At 61.8% G+C, this 19,070-nt stretch carries 19 protein-coding genes; 4 read left to right on the top strand and 15 right to left on the bottom strand.

Features of this window, described 5'->3' with window-relative positions; genetic code table 11:
* Positions 1 to 13: 13 nt before the first annotated feature.
* The gene (locus GOX01_RS01715; RefSeq protein WP_024717208.1) at positions 14 to 499 is read right to left on the bottom strand and encodes a c-type cytochrome; all 486 of its coding nucleotides are present in this window, start codon (positions 497 to 499) and stop codon (positions 14 to 16) included.
* 94 nt (positions 500 to 593) lie between these two features.
* On the opposite strand from GOX01_RS01715, the gene GOX01_RS01720 reads away from it, so the two are divergent.
* Positions 594 to 1,136 carry a thymidine kinase gene (locus tag GOX01_RS01720; protein ID WP_062269827.1) on the top strand — a complete coding sequence of 181 codons (543 nt, stop codon included), beginning with the start codon at positions 594 to 596 and terminating at the stop codon, positions 1,134 to 1,136.
* Between the two features lie 25 nt (positions 1,137 to 1,161).
* On the opposite strand, the gene GOX01_RS01725 is transcribed toward GOX01_RS01720, so the two are convergent.
* The 8 genes from GOX01_RS01725 to GOX01_RS01760 form a co-directional block, all read right to left on the bottom strand.
* A complete protein-coding gene (locus GOX01_RS01725; RefSeq protein WP_011251842.1) occupies positions 1,162 to 1,662 on the bottom strand; it encodes an FKBP-type peptidyl-prolyl cis-trans isomerase in 501 nt (166 codons plus the stop codon).
* 26 nt (positions 1,663 to 1,688) lie between these two features.
* A complete protein-coding gene (locus GOX01_RS01730; RefSeq protein WP_011251841.1) occupies positions 1,689 to 2,921 on the bottom strand; it encodes an argininosuccinate synthase in 1,233 nt (410 codons plus the stop codon).
* Between the two features lie 77 nt (positions 2,922 to 2,998).
* Positions 2,999 to 4,222 carry a 23S rRNA (adenine(2503)-C(2))-methyltransferase RlmN gene (gene rlmN / locus GOX01_RS01735; protein WP_011251840.1) on the bottom strand — a complete coding sequence of 408 codons (1,224 nt, stop codon included), beginning with the start codon at positions 4,220 to 4,222 and terminating at the stop codon, positions 2,999 to 3,001.
* Positions 4,223 to 4,302: 80 nt separating this feature from the next.
* Positions 4,303 to 5,064 carry a TlyA family RNA methyltransferase gene (locus tag GOX01_RS01740; RefSeq protein WP_011251839.1) on the bottom strand — a complete coding sequence of 254 codons (762 nt, stop codon included), beginning with the start codon at positions 5,062 to 5,064 and terminating at the stop codon, positions 4,303 to 4,305.
* Between the two features lie 7 nt (positions 5,065 to 5,071).
* Positions 5,072 to 7,054 carry a 1-deoxy-D-xylulose-5-phosphate synthase gene (gene dxs, locus GOX01_RS01745; protein ID WP_024717207.1) on the bottom strand — a complete coding sequence of 661 codons (1,983 nt, stop codon included), beginning with the start codon at positions 7,052 to 7,054 and terminating at the stop codon, positions 5,072 to 5,074.
* 4 nt (positions 7,055 to 7,058) lie between these two features.
* Positions 7,059 to 7,964: a polyprenyl synthetase family protein gene (locus GOX01_RS01750; protein ID WP_011251837.1), complete on the bottom strand. Its 906-nt coding sequence runs from the start codon at positions 7,962 to 7,964 to the stop codon at positions 7,059 to 7,061.
* On the bottom strand, positions 7,961 to 8,212 hold the full coding sequence (locus GOX01_RS01755; RefSeq protein ID WP_011251836.1) for an exodeoxyribonuclease VII small subunit: 252 nt from the start codon (positions 8,210 to 8,212) through the stop codon (positions 7,961 to 7,963). The genes GOX01_RS01750 and GOX01_RS01755 overlap by 4 nt, the downstream gene beginning before the upstream one ends.
* A 97-nt stretch (positions 8,213 to 8,309) precedes the next feature.
* Complete coding sequence (locus tag GOX01_RS01760) at positions 8,310 to 8,564, bottom strand: sulfurtransferase TusA family protein (RefSeq protein ID WP_011251835.1); 255 nt, start codon at positions 8,562 to 8,564, stop codon at positions 8,310 to 8,312.
* Positions 8,565 to 8,733: 169 nt separating this feature from the next.
* On the opposite strand from GOX01_RS01760, the gene GOX01_RS01765 reads away from it, so the two are divergent.
* Positions 8,734 to 9,078 (top strand): hypothetical protein, encoded by a 345-nt coding sequence (locus tag GOX01_RS01765; RefSeq protein ID WP_011251834.1) that lies wholly within the window; start codon positions 8,734 to 8,736, stop codon positions 9,076 to 9,078.
* Positions 9,079 to 9,087: 9 nt separating this feature from the next.
* Positions 9,088 to 9,567, top strand: coding sequence for a hypothetical protein (locus GOX01_RS01770; RefSeq protein ID WP_011251833.1), 480 nt, complete (start codon positions 9,088 to 9,090; stop codon positions 9,565 to 9,567).
* 126 nt (positions 9,568 to 9,693) lie between these two features.
* Here GOX01_RS01770 and GOX01_RS01775 read toward each other — a convergent pair whose 3' ends face one another.
* The 3 genes from GOX01_RS01775 to GOX01_RS01785 all read right to left on the bottom strand — a co-directional run bounded on the left by GOX01_RS01775 (position 9,694) and on the right by GOX01_RS01785 (position 14,102).
* Positions 9,694 to 10,470 carry a hypothetical protein gene (locus tag GOX01_RS01775; RefSeq protein WP_062269828.1) on the bottom strand — a complete coding sequence of 259 codons (777 nt, stop codon included), beginning with the start codon at positions 10,468 to 10,470 and terminating at the stop codon, positions 9,694 to 9,696.
* A gap of 58 nt (positions 10,471 to 10,528) precedes the next feature.
* Positions 10,529 to 11,860 (bottom strand): NCS2 family permease, encoded by a 1,332-nt coding sequence (locus GOX01_RS01780; protein ID WP_024717205.1) that lies wholly within the window; start codon positions 11,858 to 11,860, stop codon positions 10,529 to 10,531.
* An 85-nt stretch (positions 11,861 to 11,945) separates the two neighbouring features.
* Positions 11,946 to 14,102, bottom strand: a complete 2,157-nt coding sequence (locus GOX01_RS01785) for an AsmA family protein (RefSeq protein ID WP_011251830.1) — start codon at positions 14,100 to 14,102, stop codon at positions 11,946 to 11,948.
* Positions 14,103 to 14,215: 113 nt separating this feature from the next.
* On the opposite strand from GOX01_RS01785, the gene GOX01_RS01790 reads away from it, so the two are divergent.
* Entirely contained in the window at positions 14,216 to 14,773 is a 558-nt protein-coding gene (locus GOX01_RS01790) for a biliverdin-producing heme oxygenase (RefSeq protein ID WP_011251829.1), read from the top strand.
* On the opposite strand, the gene GOX01_RS01795 is transcribed toward GOX01_RS01790, so the two are convergent.
* From GOX01_RS01795 to GOX01_RS01805, 3 genes are all read right to left on the bottom strand, one after another.
* On the bottom strand, positions 14,764 to 16,170 hold the full coding sequence (locus tag GOX01_RS01795) for a glycosyltransferase family 2 protein (protein ID WP_011251828.1): 1,407 nt from the start codon (positions 16,168 to 16,170) through the stop codon (positions 14,764 to 14,766). The genes GOX01_RS01790 and GOX01_RS01795 overlap by 10 nt on opposite strands.
* Before the next feature lie 10 nt (positions 16,171 to 16,180).
* The gene (gene lepA, locus GOX01_RS01800; protein ID WP_024717204.1) at positions 16,181 to 17,983 is read right to left on the bottom strand and encodes a translation elongation factor 4; all 1,803 of its coding nucleotides are present in this window, start codon (positions 17,981 to 17,983) and stop codon (positions 16,181 to 16,183) included.
* A gap of 84 nt (positions 17,984 to 18,067) precedes the next feature.
* A complete protein-coding gene (locus GOX01_RS01805; protein ID WP_011251826.1) occupies positions 18,068 to 19,069 on the bottom strand; it encodes a peptidoglycan -binding protein in 1,002 nt (333 codons plus the stop codon).
* Between the last annotated feature and the right edge of the window lies 1 nt (position 19,070).

Here is a 19,070-nt window from a genome sequence, read left to right on the forward strand (position 1 = left end):
GGGGTGATGCGTTTCATCGAACGGGCGTCTGCAGGTCCAGCTTCTGGCGTTCCTGCAAAACCTCGGATGCCGACATCGGATGTGTGCGGGCTGCGGCAATGTCCGCAGCAGTGAAGGTTGGAGCACTGCCCGACATTTCCTGGCTCGCGACGAAGGTCAGGATACGGGCGATTTCGTCATCAGGCAGACGCTGGAAAGACGGCATGGCACCGTTGTAATGGCCGCCACCGGCCGTGATGGAGCCATCCAGTCCGTAAAGCAGGACATCGACGAGATAGTGATGACCGGCAGGCGTTTGCGCAATCGGGCCGACGCGTCCGAAAATGGGGGCGATTTCAGAGACCTGACCATGGCCGCCATGATGGCAGATACTGCATTCATTGGAGTATTCGCGCGGGGCCTGGATACGATTTTCCCAGGCATGGCCGATCACGAAGACTATCACCATGGAAATGGCGAGAAACAGGGGAAGCCGGACAGCGGGGTCAATTCTGATCACACTGTCGTTGTGGCATTTTCAGAGGCGTTTCAGCAAGGCCGGGCTTGGCAAAACGGTCGGAATAGGGCTCATGGCGCTATCGGAAGGAGCAATCATGACCGTCAGGGGACGTCTTGTACTGTATGTGGGGCCCATGTTTGCGGGCAAATCCGCGCATCTGATTGCCGCGGCAAAGCGGCAGACGGATGTTCTGGCGCTCAAGCCCGGGTTTGATACGCGCGATGGTTCAGAACTGGTGAGTCGGGACGGATCACACCTTGCGGCCGTTTCCGCAAATGCCTGGCCCGGGGATGCGGACCGCTACAGTCATATCGTTCTGGATGAGGGGCAGTTCTGGGTGGCGCCGCACTATCATGGCGATATCGTTGAGGATATCCGGGCTGCGCGTGCGCGGGGTGCGGATGTGACGGTCGGGGGGCTGGATACCGATTACCGGCGTGTGCCGTTCGACGTCATGACACGCCTGATGGATGAGGCGGATGAGGTCATTGCCCTGACAGCGCGCTGCCATGTCTGTGGAGCGCCTGCGGCGTGGACTGCGAAGACCCACGAGACCGGGCATCTGCTGGAGACGGGCGATCAGGAACTTTATGAAGCGCGCTGTGATGCGCACTGGACTCTTCCGGACAGACCCTGAGGCCTGATCCGGAAGGGGGCGGCTGTTACTGCTGGCCGCCGTTATTGACGCCCAGGAGACGGATCTTGAAGATCAGCGGGCTGTTGGGCGGGATGATGCCCATGGAGCGCTTGCCGTAACCGAGATTCGGCGGAAGGTAGAGCATCCATTCGTCACCCACATGCATCATGGGCAGCGCTTCGAGCCAGCCCTGCACGAGGCCGTCGAGCGGCATTTCCATATAGGCGCCGCTGCCGTGCTGGTCAGAGCTGTCGAAGATGCCACCGTCAGGCAGGCGGCCTTCGTAGATGACCATGATGGTGGAGCCATGATGCGGGCTTTCACCATCCTTGGGACCCGACTGGAGAACCTTGTAGGACAGGCCGTCCGGCAGGGTCTTGACGCCGGGTTCAGCATGGATTTTCGCCATGAACTGCTCGGGCGTCAGGTCGGAATCATCCACCTGCTTGTGGCCACCGGCGCACCCCGTCAGGGCGAGGGCGCCACACAGGGCGAAAGCGGATGTAAGACGGATCAGACTGGTCATGGTCCCCCGGGGAGTCTGTTGAGAAATCAGAGCGTACCGCCGCGACGGCCGATCTGGCCGCCAAGCCGCAGGCGCAGGGCGTTGAGCTTGATGAAGCCCTGGGCGTCCTGCTGATTATAGGCGCCTTCGTCGTCCTCGAAAGTCACGACGCGGGTATCATACAGGCTGTGCGGGCTTTCACGACCCACACAGGTCACATTGCCCTTGTACAGGCGCATGCGGACACGGCCGGTCACGGAATGCTGGCTGGTGTCGATCAGGGCCTGAAGCATCCGGCGCTCAGGCGAGAACCAGAAGCCGTTATAGATGATCTCGGCATAGCGCGGCATGATGCTGTCCTTGAGATGGGCAGCTTCGCGGTCGAGCGTGATGCTTTCGATCGAACGGTGGGCCGCCAGCAGGATCGTGCCGCCCGGCGTCTCGTAGATGCCGCGGGACTTCATGCCCACGAAGCGGTTCTCCACGATGTCGAGACGGCCGATACCGTTGTCACGGCCCAGTTCGTTCAGACGGGTCAGCAGGGTTGCCGGCGTCATCTCAACGCCGTTGATGGCAACCGGGTCACCGCTGACGAAATCAATGGTGATTTCGGTTGCAACGTCGGGTGCGGCTTCCGGCGAGATCGTGCGCTGGAAGACGATTTCCTCGGCGCCGATCGACGGATCTTCGAGCAGCTTGCCCTCGGAAGAGGAGTGCAGGAGGTTCGCATCCACGGAGAAGGGGGCTTCGCCGCGCTTGTCCTTGGTGACCGGGATCTGGTTCTCTTCAGCGAAAGCGAGGAGCTTCGTGCGGGACGTCAGATCCCACTCGCGCCAGGGTGCGATGACCTTCACGTCCGGCTTGAGCGAATAATAGCCGAGCTCGAAGCGGACCTGATCGTTGCCCTTGCCGGTCGCGCCATGAGCCACGGCATCGGCACCGACGGCTTCGGCGATCTCGATCTGGCGCTGTGCGATCAGCGGACGGGCGATGGACGTGCCCAGCAGGTACTGGCCTTCGTAAAGCGTGTTGGCCCGGAACATCGGGAACACGAAATCTTTCACGAAGGTTTCGCGCAGATCCTCGACGAAGATCTCCTTGACGCCGAACATCTCGGCCTTCTTGCGGGCGGGTTCGAGCTCTTCGCCCTGACCGAGATCGGCGGTGAAGGTGACGACCTCGCAGTTATAGGTCTTCTGGAGCCAGCGGAGGATTACCGAAGTGTCCAGGCCGCCAGAATAGGCGAGCACAACTTTCTTGACGTCCTGGTGGGCGCTCATAACTGGGTGGTCCTTGGTGTGTTTCGTTTGAGAAGCGTTTCTAGCATCTCGGGGGGAAGAGGGAAACCGGGCGAATGTCAGGCTTCCGGGGTGGCGGAGCGGCGCTGGCGCTCGCTTTCGGTCTTCAGCTGACCGCAGGCCGCGAGGATGTCCTGACCGCGTGGCGTACGGATGGGAGAGGCGAAGCCGGCATCCATCACGATGTTGGCGAATTTCGTGAGCTGCTGGCGGGTCGAAGGCTGGAAATCCGAGCCTGGCCAGGGGTTGAACGGGATCAGGTTCACCTTGGCCGGCAGGTCACGGATCAGGCGCACGAGCTCGCGGGCATCGGCTTCGCTGTCATTCACGCCACGGAGCATGATGTATTCGAAAGTGATGCGCCGGGAGTTGGACGCGGCCGGATAGCGGCGGCAGGCGGCAATCAGCTCTTCGATCGGGTATTTACGGTTGAGCGGCACGATCTGGTCGCGCAGTTCGTTGGTGACGGCGTGCAGCGAGATCGCGAGGTTGATGCCAAGCTCATCGCCGCAACGGTCCATCATCGGGACTACGCCGGACGTTGAGAGCGTGATGCGGCGGCGGGACAGTGCGATGCCTTCGCCGTCCATAATGATCCGCATGGCCTTGGCGACATTTTCGTAATTGTAGAGCGGCTCGCCCATACCCATCAGGACGATGGTGGACAGGTAGCGCGGCATGTCCGCGCTGGGGCTGGGCCATTCGCCATAGCTGTCGCGTGCGGCCATGAACTGACCGACGATCTCGGCGGGACCGAGGTTGCGCACGAGCTTCTGCGTGCCGGTGTGGCAGAAGGTGCAGGACAGGGTGCAGCCGACCTGTGAGGAAATGCAGACGGCGCCGCGGTCTTCCCGACGGTCCGGGATGTAGACGGTTTCGGCTTCCTGACCGTCGCGGAAGCGGAAGAGGAACTTGCGCGTCTCGTCCACGGAGGTCTGTTCGGTCGCGGTCGTGGGGCGGCTGACGACGAAATGCTCGGCGAGCTTGGCCTGCATGGGCTTGGCGATGGTCGTCATGGCCGAGAAGTCGGTCGCGCCCTGATGGTAGATCCAGTGCCAGAGCTGCTTGGCGCGGAAGGGCTTCTCGCCGATTTCCGTCATGAGCGCGGCCAGCTCTTCGCGGGACAGGCCCACCAGATCGCGCCGTCCGTCCGCAAGACGTGCCTCGGGCGGCGCGAACAGGGCAGATTTCGCACGGATGCGTTCGCGCTCGGCAGCGTTCAGGTCGTCAGAGGCGACGGAATTGATTCGGGGGCGGATATCGGGATGGATTACGGCTGTCATGGCGGCGGAGCCATAGCACGGGGAAGACCCGCAGTTCCAAAGGAAAAGCGCGGTCTTCCCCGTAAAACTATTTTAGAAAACTATTCCGCGGTGGCCTGTGCCGTGCCGGTTTTTCTGGCTGCGATCAGGAACTCGCGATTGCCTTCAGGACCGGTAATGGGGCTGGCTTCGATCCCGAGGACTTCCCAGCCGGGGAGAGCTGCGAACCATTCGCGGATTTCTTCGCAGACACGGTCGTGGACGGCCGGGTCCCGGACGACGCCTTTTGCGCCGACTTCCCCGCGCCCGGCTTCGAACTGGGGCTTGATGAGCGCGACGGCCCAGGCATCCGGTGTCGTGAGTTCAAGGGCGGCAGGCAGGACGGTGCGCAGGCCGATGAAGCTGGCATCGCAGACCACGATCCCGGCGGGCTCGGGGATCTGCTCGGCCGTCAGGGCGCGAGCGTTCGTCTTTTCCAGGACGACGACGCGTTCGTCCGAGCGGATCTTCCAGGCAAGCTGGCCGTGTCCGACGTCTACAGCATAGACCTTTTCGGCCCCATGGGTCAGCAGGACGTCCGTGAAACCGCCTGTCGAGGCGCCGACATCGATTGCGATGCGGCCTTTCGGGTCCAGCCCGAAATGCTCGATGGCATGGATCAGCTTGAGGCCGCCACGCGACACCCAGGGGTGATCCTGCCCCTTGAGGGCGAGGGGAGCGTCTTCAGGGAGCTGGTCGCCGGCCTTCGCGATCCGGCGGTCACTCGTATAGACGAGGCCCGCCATGATCAGGGCCTGCGCCCGTGTCCGGCTTTCGACCAGCCCCCGGTCAACGAGGAGCTGGTCGGCGCGGCGTTTGGCCATCAGTCGTTCAGGCGGACTGCTGGGCGACTTCGACGCCAAGGGCGTCTGCCGCGGTGCGTACGATATGCGGTGCGGTCAGGCCTGCGTCTTCGTACTGGGCGTCCTGCGTGTTGTGATCGATGTAGCGATCCGGCAGGGCCATCGGACGGAACTTCACCTTGTCCAGCAGGCCGGTCTCGGCGAGGTGCTGAACGACGAGGCTGCTGAAGCCGCCAATGGCGCCTTCTTCAATCGTGATGAAGACTTCGTGCTGGCGCGCGAGATCCTCGACGAGTGCCTTGTCGATCGGCTTGGCAAAGCGGGCATCGGCAACAGTGACGGGAACGCCCTGTGCGGCGAGCTGATCGGCTGCGCGCAGGGATTCGTGCATGCGGGGGCCAAGCGACAGGATGGCAACGCCACCGCGGGCATTCGGCGCACGGCGTGCTTCACGCACGATGCGACCCTTGCCGATTTCCAGAACTTCGCCCTTTTCCGGGAGATCCAGACCAATGCCGTTGCCACGCGGGTAGCGGAAGGCGATCGGACCGGCATCGTATTCGCAGGCCGTGGCCGTGGCATGCAGCAGTTCGACTTCGTCGGACGGCGCCATGACGACCATGTTCGGCAGGCAGCACAGATAGTTCAGGTCGAAGGCACCGGCATGGGTGGCGCCATCGGCACCGACCAGACCGGCACGGTCAATGGCGAAGCGGACCGGCAGGTTTTGCAGGGCAACGTCATGGACGACCTGATCATAGGCGCGCTGCAGGAAGGTCGAGTAAATTGCGCAGAACGGGCGCAGACCTTCGGACGCGATACCGGCGGCGAAGGTGACGGCGTGCTGCTCGGCAATGCCGACGTCGAAGAAGCGGTCCGGATAGGCCTTGGCGAAAGCGTTCAGGCCCGTGCCGGACGGCATGGCGGCCGTGATGGTGATCAGCTTGTCGTCGGTCTTGGCGCGACGCATCAGTTCGCGGCTGAAGATGGACGTGTAGCTCGGCGGACCGGCGGGAGCCTTCTTCTGCTCGCCCGTAACCACGTTGAACTTGCTGACGGCGTGGTACTTGTCACCGGCGGCTTCTGCGGGTTTGTAGCCGCGGCCCTTCTCGGTGATGATGTGCAGCAGGATCGGGCCCTGATCGTCGGCGTCGCGCAGGTTGCGCAGGATCGGCACGAGCTGGCTCATGTCGTGACCGTTAACCGGGCCGACATAGTAAAAGCCGAGTTCCTCGAACAGCGTGCCACCCGTGATCATGCCGCGGGCATATTCCTCGGCGCGCTTGGCGGTGCGCTCGATCTTGCCCGGAAGACGCTTGGCGACCTTGCCGGCCAGATCGCGCAGGCTGAAGAACTGGCGCGAGGACATCAGGCGGGACAGGTAGTCCGACATCGAACCGACCGGCGGGGCGATCGACATTTCGTTGTCGTTCAGCACCACGATCAGACGGTTTGCGCCGGGGCCTGCGACAGCTGCGTTGTTCATGGCTTCATAGGCCATGCCAGCGGAGATCGAGCCGTCGCCGATCACGGCGATGACGTTACGTTCGTGATAGCTCGGATCTTCTTCCGCGCGCAGGTGGTGCGCGACGGCCATGCCGAGGCCGGCCGAGATCGACGTGGAGGAATGGGCAGCGCCGAACGGGTCGTATTCGCTTTCCGCACGGCGGGTGAAGCCGGACAGGCCTTCGGGCTGGCGCAGGGTACGGATGCGGTCGCGGCGGCCCGTCAGGATCTTGTGCGGGTAGGCCTGATGTCCGACGTCCCAGATGATGCGGTCATCCGGCGTGTTGAAGACGGCGTGCAGGGCAACGGTCAGTTCGACAACGCCGAGAGACGCGCCGAGATGGCCGCCCGTGGTGGAGACGGCATCAACGGTTTCAGAGCGCAGTTCATCGGCAAGCTGCTTGAGCTGGTCGACGGACAGGTTCCGCATGTCGGCTGGGAAACGGACGCGATCCAGCTCCGGATAGCGACCATAGGTAGGAATCGTGGAAGTCTTCTTGCTCATGGGATCAGTTCCTGCGCTCGACGACATAATCTGCCAGAGCCCTGAGGGCGTCGGCCTGTGCACCGAAAGATGAAAGAGCCTCCCGGGCCCGGTCGCTCAGGCGACGGGCTTCGGCGCGGGCACCGTCAATGCCAAGCAGGGAGACATAGGTTGATTTGCCGCTGGCTTCGTCCTTGCCTGCGGTTTTGCCGAGTTCCTCGGCGGTTGCTGTGGAGTCCAGAACGTCGTCCGCAACCTGGAAGGCGGTCCCGAGATCGCGGCCATAGGCGACGATGGCGGCGCGGCGGGCGTCGTCCACATCGGCGAGGATGGCGCCAGACTCGGCGGCATAGCGGATGAGGGCGCCGGTCTTCAGGGCGTGCAGACGACGGACCTGGTCCAGCGGGAGGGCGCGGCCTTCGCCGCGGATATCAATGACCTGACCGCCGACCATGCCGGCCGATCCGGAAGCCTGTGCAAGCGCAAGGGCCAGATTGGCGCGGACGGTCGCGTTGGGGCTGGTTTCAGGCTCGACGAGAATTTCAAAAGCACGGGTCTGAAGAGCATCACCGGCCAGAATCGCAATGGCTTCGTCAAACTGCTTGTGCGTGGACGGCTGGCCACGTCGCAGGTCGTCATCATCCATGGACGGCAGATCGTCATGCACCAGTGAATAGGCGTGCAGCAGTTCAACCGATGCGGCGACACGCAGGGCGGCCTTGCGGTCTGCGCCGAACAGAGTGGCTACTTCGACAGCCAGAAAACCACGCAGACGCTTGCCGCCACCGAGGGCTGCGTAGCGCATGGCTTCAATAAGAACGGACTCGTCTCCCGGCACCATGGGCAGCAGGGTGTCGATCGTGCTTTCGATCTCGGAACAGGCGCGGGCGAGCGCGTCCTTCAGGGAAACAGACGTGGTAGGGGCATTCATCGGCCGGACTCTCCGGTATCGGCAAGAGGCTCCGTGCCTGTCGTGCCGTCATCGTTCTGCACGATGGCGCGGACACGCATCTCGGCCTCTCCCAGCTTCGCATCACAGTGCCTGCGCAGGGCAGCACCGCGTTCATAGGCGGAAATAGCGTCCTCGAGCTTCATCTGGCCGCCTTCAAGGCCGCGGACGATCCTCTCCAGTTCGGAGAGAGCATCCTCGAAAGACATGGCATCAATGGGTTCGGGCATGAAAAGCCTCAAGGCACACTTTGGAACAAGGTAGCGAGGGGATTACAGGCAGAAGACAGGTTTTGCCAGCCCCGAGCATGGGAACGCTGGAGTTTCCTCAGGATGGTGACGTTTCTGCACGTCGCCGGATCATGAAGGAAAGAACGCCTGCGGTGTCCGTAAACGCAATGAGCGCATGGCCGGTTTCGCGGCAGTAAGACTGGAAATCGGCCACCGATGCGCGGTCCGTCGCGAGGATGCGCAGCCTGGCACCGGGCGGCATGTCGCGAAGGGCGCGGTTGGCTTTGAGAACAGGCATCGGACAGGCCAGGCCACGCAGGTCAAGGAGTGTTTCTGTCGGGGGAGCGCTCATGGGGCACTATTATGCGCCTATCCGGCAGGAGGGCCAAGGCGGGTTTTCCTGTGCCAGATGGTGGTTTTCAGGTTTTCGTTGATAAACGGCGTGTTTGTTTCTATATTAATGGCTTAATGCCACAAAAAGCGTTCCCCTCGGGGAGCGCTTTTTTTATTTGGGGGACGGCATGTCGGACAGGGAAGGCCTGACAATCAGTCTGGCTGATGGAAATGAGAGACGCGTTTATACGCTTCGGATGCTTGAGGACCGGGTTCTGCGGCTGGAGACGATTGCAGGTGGGCTGTCAGATCGATACGAGGAACTGCGTACCGAGATGCGGCAGGAAATTTCGTCGCTGCGGGATCAGATGAAGCTGCTGGAAGCGAAGGTTGACGAGGGGAATCGTGTCGTCAACGGCAAGCTGGATCGCCTGATCGGGGGGCGGGCGGTCATTACCGGGATCATCACACTGGCAACATCCATTCTGGGAACGGGCATGGTGCATTTTGCCCTGTCCCTGAGCACGAAGTGAGGGGGCGGCATGAGCGGAATTGATGCGGGCCAGCTCAAGCATCTGGTGGTTGCTCCGGCGCTGGCGGCGCTGGGACTTGATGGGGATGTTGCGGTCAATCTGGTGACGGGAACGGCTCTGGCGGAGAGCCGGGGGACTTATGTCAGGCAGATCGGTGGGGGACCGGCTCTGGGGCTGTGGCAGATGGAGCCCGCGACGCATGACGACTGCTGGGTCAATTTTCTGTGTTATCCGGTTGGAAAGCGGTTTGAGCGGATTCTGCAGGGGATGCTTTCGCAGGATCTGCCCAGGAGTGCGCAGCTGGTTTCAAACCTGAGATATGCGTCCGCGATGGCGCGTATCCGGTATTACCGGGTTTCGGCACCCTTGCCGGCGACGAGTGATCCGGCCGCTCTCAGCCGTTTTCACAAGCAGTATTACAATACGGCTGCGGGTGCGGCGGACCCGCTCAGTAATATTCCGTATTTCCGCCAGGCGGTCATGGTCTGAATATGGGGGAGCGGTGTCGGGGAATGTATGCATCACGCTCCCGACACCGCATGAGTGCTTAAACCGTTTCAATATGACCGAATAGTGGCAAGTGGCGTCGGAAATCGGATCGGGCCGGTTTGGGGATCAGGAAAGGGGCAGGGTCCGGATGGCCAGGTCGCCTTTGAATGTCGTGCTGCCGGTATGTGTCAGGGAGAGGCCGCGGTGCAGCGAGACGCTTCCGCCCATTGCGATCCAGCGGCGGCAGAATGCGAAATCTTCGGAAAGATAGGTACGGGTTTCGGGATCGATCAGGCAGTCGAAAAGGGCGTAGGCGTCTGAGGGCGGCGTGTCCGGACTGCGGCCTTCGGTTCTGGCGTCGATGCGGCTGTAACGCGTTTCCGGATAATGGGCGATCATGTCGCGCACCATCTGGCGCGTCATGAGCATGAAGCCGGTGCCTATATAGGAGGCGGTTGCGATCTCGCCTGGTGCGGTTCCGTCGTGCAGCGCGGTGCAGTCGCCGACATAGCGCAGGCTCGCCGTGACAGCGGGTTCTCCGGCGGCGATGAAACGGTCCGTATCCTGATCCCAGTAATGGGATTTCAGCGGATAGGCACCGCCGATGAGGGGGCGGTCTGCATCCAGTAGGGCAAGAATATCGGTGATGGAAAAGCCGATATCGCTGTCGATGAAGAGAAGATGGGACGCATCGGTCATGGTCACGAACTGATGCAGCAATGTGTTCCGTGCCCGGGTGATGAGGGCATCACTTCCGATGGTCGAGAGCGTCAGTTGCAGGTTATGGGCCGGGGCTGAGGCCATGCAGCCGATGAGGGACTGCATATAGCTCAGTGTGACGGTGCCACCGAAGCAGGGTGTGGCAATGAAGACGTGGCGGGGTGTGGCGGGGCAGGAAGTCATGCAAGACAGCCTGCCCGGAAGGCATGAAAAAAGGATTAAAACTGCGTCTGGAAAGTGATCATGCGCCCATATGGGCCTGAAGGATCATGTAAAAGACGAAGGCGGCATCCAGGCCGAGAACAATGGGCGTCAGGCGCTGGAACTGGCGCATGGCGATGGCGAGGGCGGTATAGATCAGCAGGCCGCACGACAGGCTCAGCATGAAATTGCCCGTCACACCTGCGATGAGCAGCATCGTCAGGGGCGGGATGGCTTCTGCGGGTGTCTCCGCGACCCGGTTGAGGCTGCCGAGCATGTTCAGACCCACGAGAATGAGCACGGGGGCTGTGGCAATGGCCGGAATGGCGGTGATGAGCGGCCAGAATACCGATGACAGGGCGAACAGGACGGCGACGACCAGCGCGCTCAGGCCTGTGCGACCACCAGCCTCGACGCCTGCAAGGCTCTCGACATAGGCGGAGACCGTGCAGGTTCCGAGCGAGGCGCCAATGATGCTCGCGGCACCGTCGGAACCGAAGGCACGATGATCGAGAGCGGGTTTCTCGGCCGTTCCGTCCAGACCGGCGCGGTGGGCGACGCTCATCATGGTCGCGGTCGCGTCGAAGAAATCACTCAGCAGGAAGTACAGGGTGATGGGGACGAGCAGTCCGAGATGGGAAAAATATTCGTGGAAATCAAAGGGCAGGAAGAGGTTGGTCGGGTAGTGCGGCCAGTCCAGAAGCTGCGCGGGCAGATGCGTGATCGGGCCGGAAGGCGTCTGGATGAAAAGGCCGGCCATGGTGATGGCCAGGATGGCGATGAGCAGACCTGCCGGAACGCGCAGCACCACGAGGATGGCGCTCAGGACGACACCTGCCATGCTGAGCAGAACGGACGGGTTGCTCAGGGATCCAAACGTCAGACCTTCGGATGAGGGGACGGCGATTCCGCCTGTTGTCAGCCCGATCCGGGCAATGAAGGCACCGAGGGCGATCTGGATTCCGAGGACGATCGAAGGCGGGAAGCCGCGGATGATGCGCTGGCGGATCTGGCTGAGGGAAAGAGCCGTAAAGCACAACCCGCTGAACAGAACGACCGTGAAGGCCGTGCGCGGGCTGACATGGGCCTGCTGGACAACGACCTGCGCGAACAGGACGTTGCTGCTCATGGCGGGAGCGAGAGCAATCGGAAGTCTGGCCCAGAGCGCCATCAGGAGCGTACCGGCGACTGCACCGGCGATGGTCGTCATGACCATGTCGTGGCGGTCCAGACCCGCCGCCGAGAGAATGGCGGGATTGACGGCCACGATATAGGCCATGGCCCCGAAAACCGTCAGTCCGGCAATGATCTCACGTGGGATCGTTGAACCGCGGGCCGTGATATGGAACCAGCGGTCGAGTCTGGATAGCAGCAAGCGGACGCTCCGGGGGCAGGGAATGGCTGGGCCAAGCTATAGTCAAAAAAGCCGTTCCTGCCACGGGCCGGATCATATCTTTTCATTTCGGGTTCGATTTTTTCTCCCATACCTTGCGAACTTCAGCCGGTGACAGGCGGTGATGCGGGGTTTTTGCAGCTTTTCCAGCAGGCTGGGTTCCACTCCGTGCCTGTGCGGGGTGCGGAACGCTGCTGGGGCCAGCACCTGTGGTTTTGCCGGGAGCAATGCCGGCGGCCGGATGCTCGTTGGCTTCTAGAATGGCTTTTTCGCAGGCCGAGCCTTTGCCGACGCCAAGCTGGATCGTCGGGATCAGGGCTGCGGGCGGGAAGACGATCCCCAGACCGACGGAGGCCGCGACGCGGCCGAGCAGTTCCGCGCCGGGTAGGATCGTTGGGCTTTTCATGGAGCCAAAGATATGGACAGCGCCGGGCAGGGACAGGATCTGAGGTCCGATCGAGCGTGTCGTGACCGCGTAATCCAGCGTGTCCTTGTGGAAATTGACGGTTCCTGTGCCCATCGTCCGGGTGGTGCCGGTCTGCAGGAGCATGGAGTTGGTGTGGACGATGCCGTCTTTCAGCGGCAGATCGGCCACGAGGCATTCCAGCTTGGAGCGGTCCGGGATGCCAAGGGCGGAGAGGACGGCAGAGCCCAGTTTGAGGCCCAGAAGATCTGGCAGGAGGGCCGTAACATCGCCACCGCGATCCAGAACGAGGGTCGTACCGCCGTCGCCGTTTTCGACAAGCGTTGCGACCGAATTGCCGGTCGAGGTGAGGGTCACGTGACCGCCGATGGTGCCTTCGCCCTGGAACATGTCTTTGGACGTCATGATGCGGGACAGTGGCAGGCGCGAGACGTCGAGGCGAAAGCGGGTGTGGAACTGTTCGTTTTTCGTCGGCTCCAGCGTGGCATTCGCGGAGATGGTGCCTGTTCCGGTTGCGAAGGTCAGGTGTTTGAGGTCAATGGCGCCGTCGCGAACGTTCAGCTCCGCGTCAATATTGTCCAGCGGCCAGTTTTTGTTGCGGATGTGATCGCCGTGATAGGTCAGATGGACGTTGGCGGCATTGAGTTTGGGGACATTGATCTTCTTGTCAGGCAGGACGCGTGCGCTGGCCGGTTCGGCTTTCTTTGCCTCGCCGGGCTGGGCGCCGATGAAGCCGCCCAGATCCGCCAGATCGACTGAATGCGAATGAAGCGCGGCTTCCACAAAGATCGGCTTCTGATGCGGATCGACGTTGATGTCTCCGCCGATATCCGAAGAGCCCATATGCCCTTCGAATTTCTGGAAACGGATCGCGCGGTCGGAATAGGCCAGATTGCCGGTCACGCTGTAGGCCGGGGTCTGCGGGATGGGGACGCCTGTCAGCGGGTAGAGGAGCGCCATGTCCGGGCCGGCAAAATGCAGTGCCAGATTGGTGCCCTGAAAGTGGATCGGATCGTCAACCGTGCCGCGCAGCGTGACATAGGTCGGGCCGTTGGCGAGGCGCCCGTCGATCGGATAGGGGTGTGTTGCATCCGTCAGGCCGAGCAGGGCACCACCGACGATATGGCCTGTGATCGGGGCCTGCGCGTACCGGCCCTTGAGGTCGATGACGAGATGCCCGTCATCCCCGTTTTTCGGCTCTTCGGTATGGATGAGGACATGCATGTCCGTCTTGAGCTTTGCCAGAGCCAGGCGAATATCGCCGTCATTGATTTCGATCTTGCCGAGCTTCGGCAGGGTCGTGGTGGACGATGAGGATGTCTGCGACGACGGATCGGAAGAGGATGCGAAACTGTAGTTGTTCGTGCCGTTGAGCAGCGAGACGATATCGCCTTTGGGGGTGTCGGCGCGGATCAGCGGCAGGGAGAGACCACCACCCGTCAGGTAACGCCAGACATCGACAGTAACTGTGATCGCCTTGGCGGAGGCGAAATCGTCCTTCTCTTTCTCGAAACCTTCCGGCTGACCGATTTTCAGGTCATCGACGGTGACAGTGGTTTTGAAACCAAGGCCGACATGCAGATGCGCGATGCTGACGGGACGGTGCAGGGCCGCGGTGCCCTTGCGGTCGATATAGGGAACGAACCAGTCCCACTGCCAGACCAGGATCAGGATGACGATGGCAGCCACCAGTGTTCCCAGCACCCCCCCGACGGTTTTCAGGATCAGATGCCGCTTTCCCGGGCGGGTAGCGTGGCCATCTGAAGGGGAAGCGGGTCGGGGCCGGGTGCTGCTCAACGGGGTATTCTCCGAAATCCGGGGCGTGTCAGAAAGAATCTGGTCGTTGCAAGTCACTCTAATTACGGACAGAACCGGGAACGGTTTCACAGCGCATGGGAAGATCAGCACGAATGAAGACAGTTGGAGGCGCCGATGAGCAGAAGAACTCTGGTCTGACGGAACTGCGGCATGTCAGCCGGAAGGCCCATGAGGCGGTCGATGAGGCATTTTCCCGGTTCGAGCTTGCGGATCCGCAATCCTATGGGGACTTTCTGACCGCCCATGCGCGCGTGCTTGGGGCTGCGGAGGCGTATCTCAGCCGACATGCGGTGTCACTGCCGGTCTGGCGTCCGCGGGCGGAGCTTCTGAAGGATGATCTGCGTCAGATGGGGCTGCCTGTCCCTGCCGTGCATGCGGAGTGCCTGCCGGAACGTGACGGCACGGCGATGGGCGTTCTGTATGTGCTGGAAGGCTCACGGCTTGGGGGGCGTGTTCTGTCCGGGTGCGTAGCAGAAGGGCTGCCCCGGGCCTATCTGTTGGCGTTTCACCGGAAGGGAGAATGGCCGGCGTTTCTTGAGAAGCTCGGGCAGTATCTGGATGAAAGTGATGCGGTGCGCCGGCAGGCTGTGACGGAAGGCGCGGTCGCGACGTTTGCGCTGTTCCGCAAGAGTGCCGAACGTCAGGGCTGAGGCGGACGCACCGGCATGAGGCTTCGCGGGATCAGGCCAGGGAAGGTCTGCGCGAGGCGTTCGGCGTCTTCGGGGTCAAGCATCGCAATGGCACAGCCCAGTGCGCTGGCGTCTGGAGCAGGGAGCCGGTCGATCCCCCGCAGAAGATCAGCAAGACCATGGCCTTCCGCTGTCAGCACCATGAAGGATGTCATCCGCGTGTAGAGTGCCGTGGTGGCGTCGATCTTGCTTAGGGCATGGCCGGGAATGGCGATCCGGATTTCTTCGCCACTGACGGGCGACAGGACCGTATTTTCCGCGATCATGACATGAAGCGGCACCATCGGCAGAAGCGTGGGCGAACCGGGAAGGGAAAGGTAGCGCCCGGGGAGCGGGTTTTCCGTGAAGAGGCAGGCGTTCCAGACATCCCCGTCCGATACTTCGAGTGCCATGATCAGGGGATTGTAACGGCCAAAGTTCATCTCTCCCGCCCCGACCGACACGAGATATCCCATCTGCATGTCCCTCATCAGCTGCTTCGTCTGGCCGAGCATGCAGAAATGGAACTGCGGGGGTGTCCGGCGGGATGAGGGCGCGGAAAGCTGTGCGGGTGTCAGGCCGAGATCCTGCAGAACGGCCCGGTCTGCATGGGTGACAGTGGCCTTGAGGCGCCAGTACAGATCCGTCAGCGACGCCTGTACGATGGAAGAGGCAATCCGGCGGCTTTCCGGCAGCCAACGGCTCGCGCCGGTATATTCGGCGTCGTTGCGGTCGAAGTTCTGCCAGGCCTTGTCCGGCGTGGCGCTGGAGTTGCGCCGCAGGAAGCTTTCATGATCGCCTGCGGCGAAATGAAGGATACGGCTGTCGGACCAGGTCGCGTTTCTCTCAAGCGCGGAAAACGGATCGGGCAGAGTGTTGCCGATCCGACGGGGCTGGACGAGATATCGGACGACGCGATGATCCGGCAGGCTCAGCAGGCCGTGCCGCGTGAAGGTCTCAACCGGAGAGAAGGGGGACGGAACCGTGCGACCTGACGAGCCAAACAGGCACCAGTTTACCGGAAGCATGGAGGCGGATGCGGCGGCAGTGAACTCGGCGACGGACCGGGCGGTTTCAAAATGCAGATATTCATCCGCCGCCAGGATCATCATCCAGTCAAATTCGTTCCTGCCCTGCTCCAGAGCCATTTCGTGGAAGCGGGTCTGACGGTCCAGCCGTTCGGGCAGGGTCGTATCGGAAGAGTGGACGCGGATGTCGTAAAGCGTGGCGGCGTTGGAGAGAGCCGCGGCTGTTCCGTCAGTCGAATGATCATCACAGACGATCAGCGTTGAAAAGCCGATGGTCGCATGATGCGCGAGCCACCATCCGATCGTGTCGACTTCATTGTGAACGAACAGGATGGCGGCGCTTTTCGACATAAGGCAGGGGTCAGTCCATCTTCAGGGCAGCGAGGAAGGCGCTCTGGGGGATTTCGACCTTACCGAACTGCCGCATGCGCTTCTTGCCTTCCTTCTGCTTGTCCAGAAGCTTGCGCTTACGGGAAATGTCACCACCATAACACTTAGCCGTCACGTCCTTGGACAGTGCGCCGATCGTTTCACGGGCGATGACCTTGGAGCCGATGGCCGCCTGAATGGCGATCTTGAACAGCTGCTTGGGGATCAGGTCCTTGAGCTTGGCGCAGATCGAGCGGCCACGCTGTTCGGCGACGGTGCGGTGCGAGATGAAGGACAATGCATCGACCGGCTCGTGGTTCACGAGGATGGAGATGCGGACCAGATCGCTCTCTTCGTAGCCGTCCATCTGGTAGTCGAACGAGGCATAGCCGCGGCTGATGGATTTCAGGCGGTCGTAGAAATCGAACACCACTTCGTTCAGCGGCAGGCGGTAGACAGCCATGGCGCGGTTGCCGACATAGGTCAGATCGACCTGGATGCCACGGCGTTCGGAGCACAGCGTCAGGACCGGACCCAGATATTCGTCCTGCACCATGATGGTAGCCTTGATCCACGGCTCTTCGATCATCTCGATCTTGCTGAGCTCGGGCATGTCGGCCGGGTTGTGCAGTTCCTCGACTGTCCCATCCGTCATGTGCATCTTGTAGACCACGGACGGTGCGGTTGCGATCAGGTCGAGATTGAACTCGCGGGACAGGCGCTCCTGGATGATTTCCAGATGCAGTAGGCCGAGGAAGCCGCAGCGGAAACCGAAGCCCAGCGCGGCGGAAGTCTCTGCCTCGAAGTGGAACGAGGCGTCGTTCAGGCGCAGCTTACCGAGGCTGTCACGCAGCTTTTCGAAGTCGTCGGCGTCGATCGGGAAGAGGCCACACCACACCACGGGAATGGACGGCTTGAAGCCTGGCAGGGCCTTCTCGGCGGGGCGCTTGTCGAGCGTGACGGTGTCACCGACATTGCAGTCCGCGACGGTCTTGATGGCGGCGTTGATATAGCCCATCTCGCCCGGGCCGAGGCTCTCGACCGACTGCATCTTGGGCAGAAACACGCCGACCTGATCGACATGGTAGGTCGCGCCGGTCTGCATCATGCGGATGCGGTCACCGCGCTTGAGGCGGCCGTCCTTGATGCGGACGAGGATGATGACGCCGAGATAGGCATCGTACCAGCTGTCCACCAGCAGGGCCTGAAGCGGGGCTTCGGCGTCGCCTGTGGGGGCCGGGAGGCGCTGGACGAGGGCTTCGAGCACGCCTTCGATATTGATGCCGGTCTTGGCGCTGATCTCGACGGCGTCATCGGCCGGAATGCCAACCACGTCTTCGATCTGGGCGCGGACGCGCTCGGGTTCGGCTGCCGGCAGATCGATCTTGTTCAGGACCGGGACGATTTCATGATTGGCATCGAGCGCCTGATAGACGTTCGCCAGCGTCTGGGCTTCCACGCCCTGCGAGGCGTCCACGACCAGCAGCGAGCCTTCACAGGCAGCGAGCGAGCGGCTGACTTCATAGGCGAAGTCGACATGGCCCGGCGTGTCCATCAGGTTCAGCGTGTAAACCTTGCCGTCCTTGGCCGGATAGGTCAGGCGCACGGTCTGCGCCTTGATGGTGATCCCGCGCTCCTGCTCGAGCTCCATCGAATCGAGGACCTGGTTTTTCATCTCACGCGCGGTCAGCGCGCCACAGGCCTGGATCAGCCGATCGGCCAGCGTCGATTTGCCGTGATCGATATGAGCGATGATCGAGAAATTGCGGATAAGGGAGAGCGGGGTATCGGTCATGGCTGCTACATAAGGGATTATCGCAGAAATGTCAGTAGATCTGCGCAAAAGCCTGCCTTTGTGAAAAGGCAGGCGGAAGAAGGATCAGCGGTCCGTCAGACGGAACTCGATCCTGCGGTTTCTGGCATAGGCCGCCGGTGTGCTGGCAGCGTCCAGAGGCTGGTAGTCGGCAAAGCCTGTCGCGGCCAGATGGTGCGGGTCCACACCTTCGGCAATGAGCAGCTTGACCACGGTGATGGCACGTTCGGACGACAGTTCCCAGTTGCTGGGAAAAGCGCTGTGGATGGGCTGGCGGTCAGCATGACCGTCCACGCGCAGGATCCACGGAAGATCCGTCGGGATCGTTGAGGCAACCTGCTTGAAGGTATGCGCAAGGGTCGTGATTTCCTTGCGGCCTTCCGGTGTCAGGTCGGCACTTCCCTGCGGGAACAGGATTTCCGACTGGAAGACGAAGCGGTCTCCCACGACGTTCACGCCCTTCTGGTCTTTCAGCAGGTCGCGCAGGCGTCCGAAGAACTCCGAACGGTAGCGTTTGAGCTGATTGACCTTGTCCGCCAGCGCCAGATTGAGCTTGCTGCCAAGATCCGCAATCTGGGCGTCTTTGCCCTGTTCGGCCTTCTTTTCGATATCGAGGGCGTTGCTGATCGCCTGAAGCTGGCGGGTCAGTTCCTCGATCTGGGCCTGAAGGTCCGAGATCTTGCTGTTCTGCTGTTTGCTCGTGTCATCAGCCGAAGCCAGAGCCTGATCCTTTGACTGAAGCTGCCCTGTCAGGGCGGCGATCTGGGTCGACAGGGTCTGGAGCTGGGCCTGATTATGCTGCTTTTCGTCCGCCAGTGTGGCGACGGTTGAGGACAGGCTTTTGTTCTTGTCTTCCGTCATCGACAGCATGTGTGACAGTTCGGCCAACTGTTTCTGCAGGGCATCCAGCGTGTGTTCGCGCCGCGACAGCGACACCGAGAGGAACTGCTGCCCCACCACGAACACCAGCAGGACGAATGTGACGACCATCAGCAGGGTGGACAGGGCGTCCACATAGCCGGGCCAGGCATCGAGGGCGTTGTGTGATCCGCGTCTGCGCCGGGCCATG

Origin of the sequence: Gluconobacter oxydans (genome assembly GCF_006539685.1) — a bacterium.
Taxonomy (GTDB): Bacteria; Pseudomonadota; Alphaproteobacteria; order Acetobacterales; family Acetobacteraceae; genus Gluconobacter; species Gluconobacter oxydans.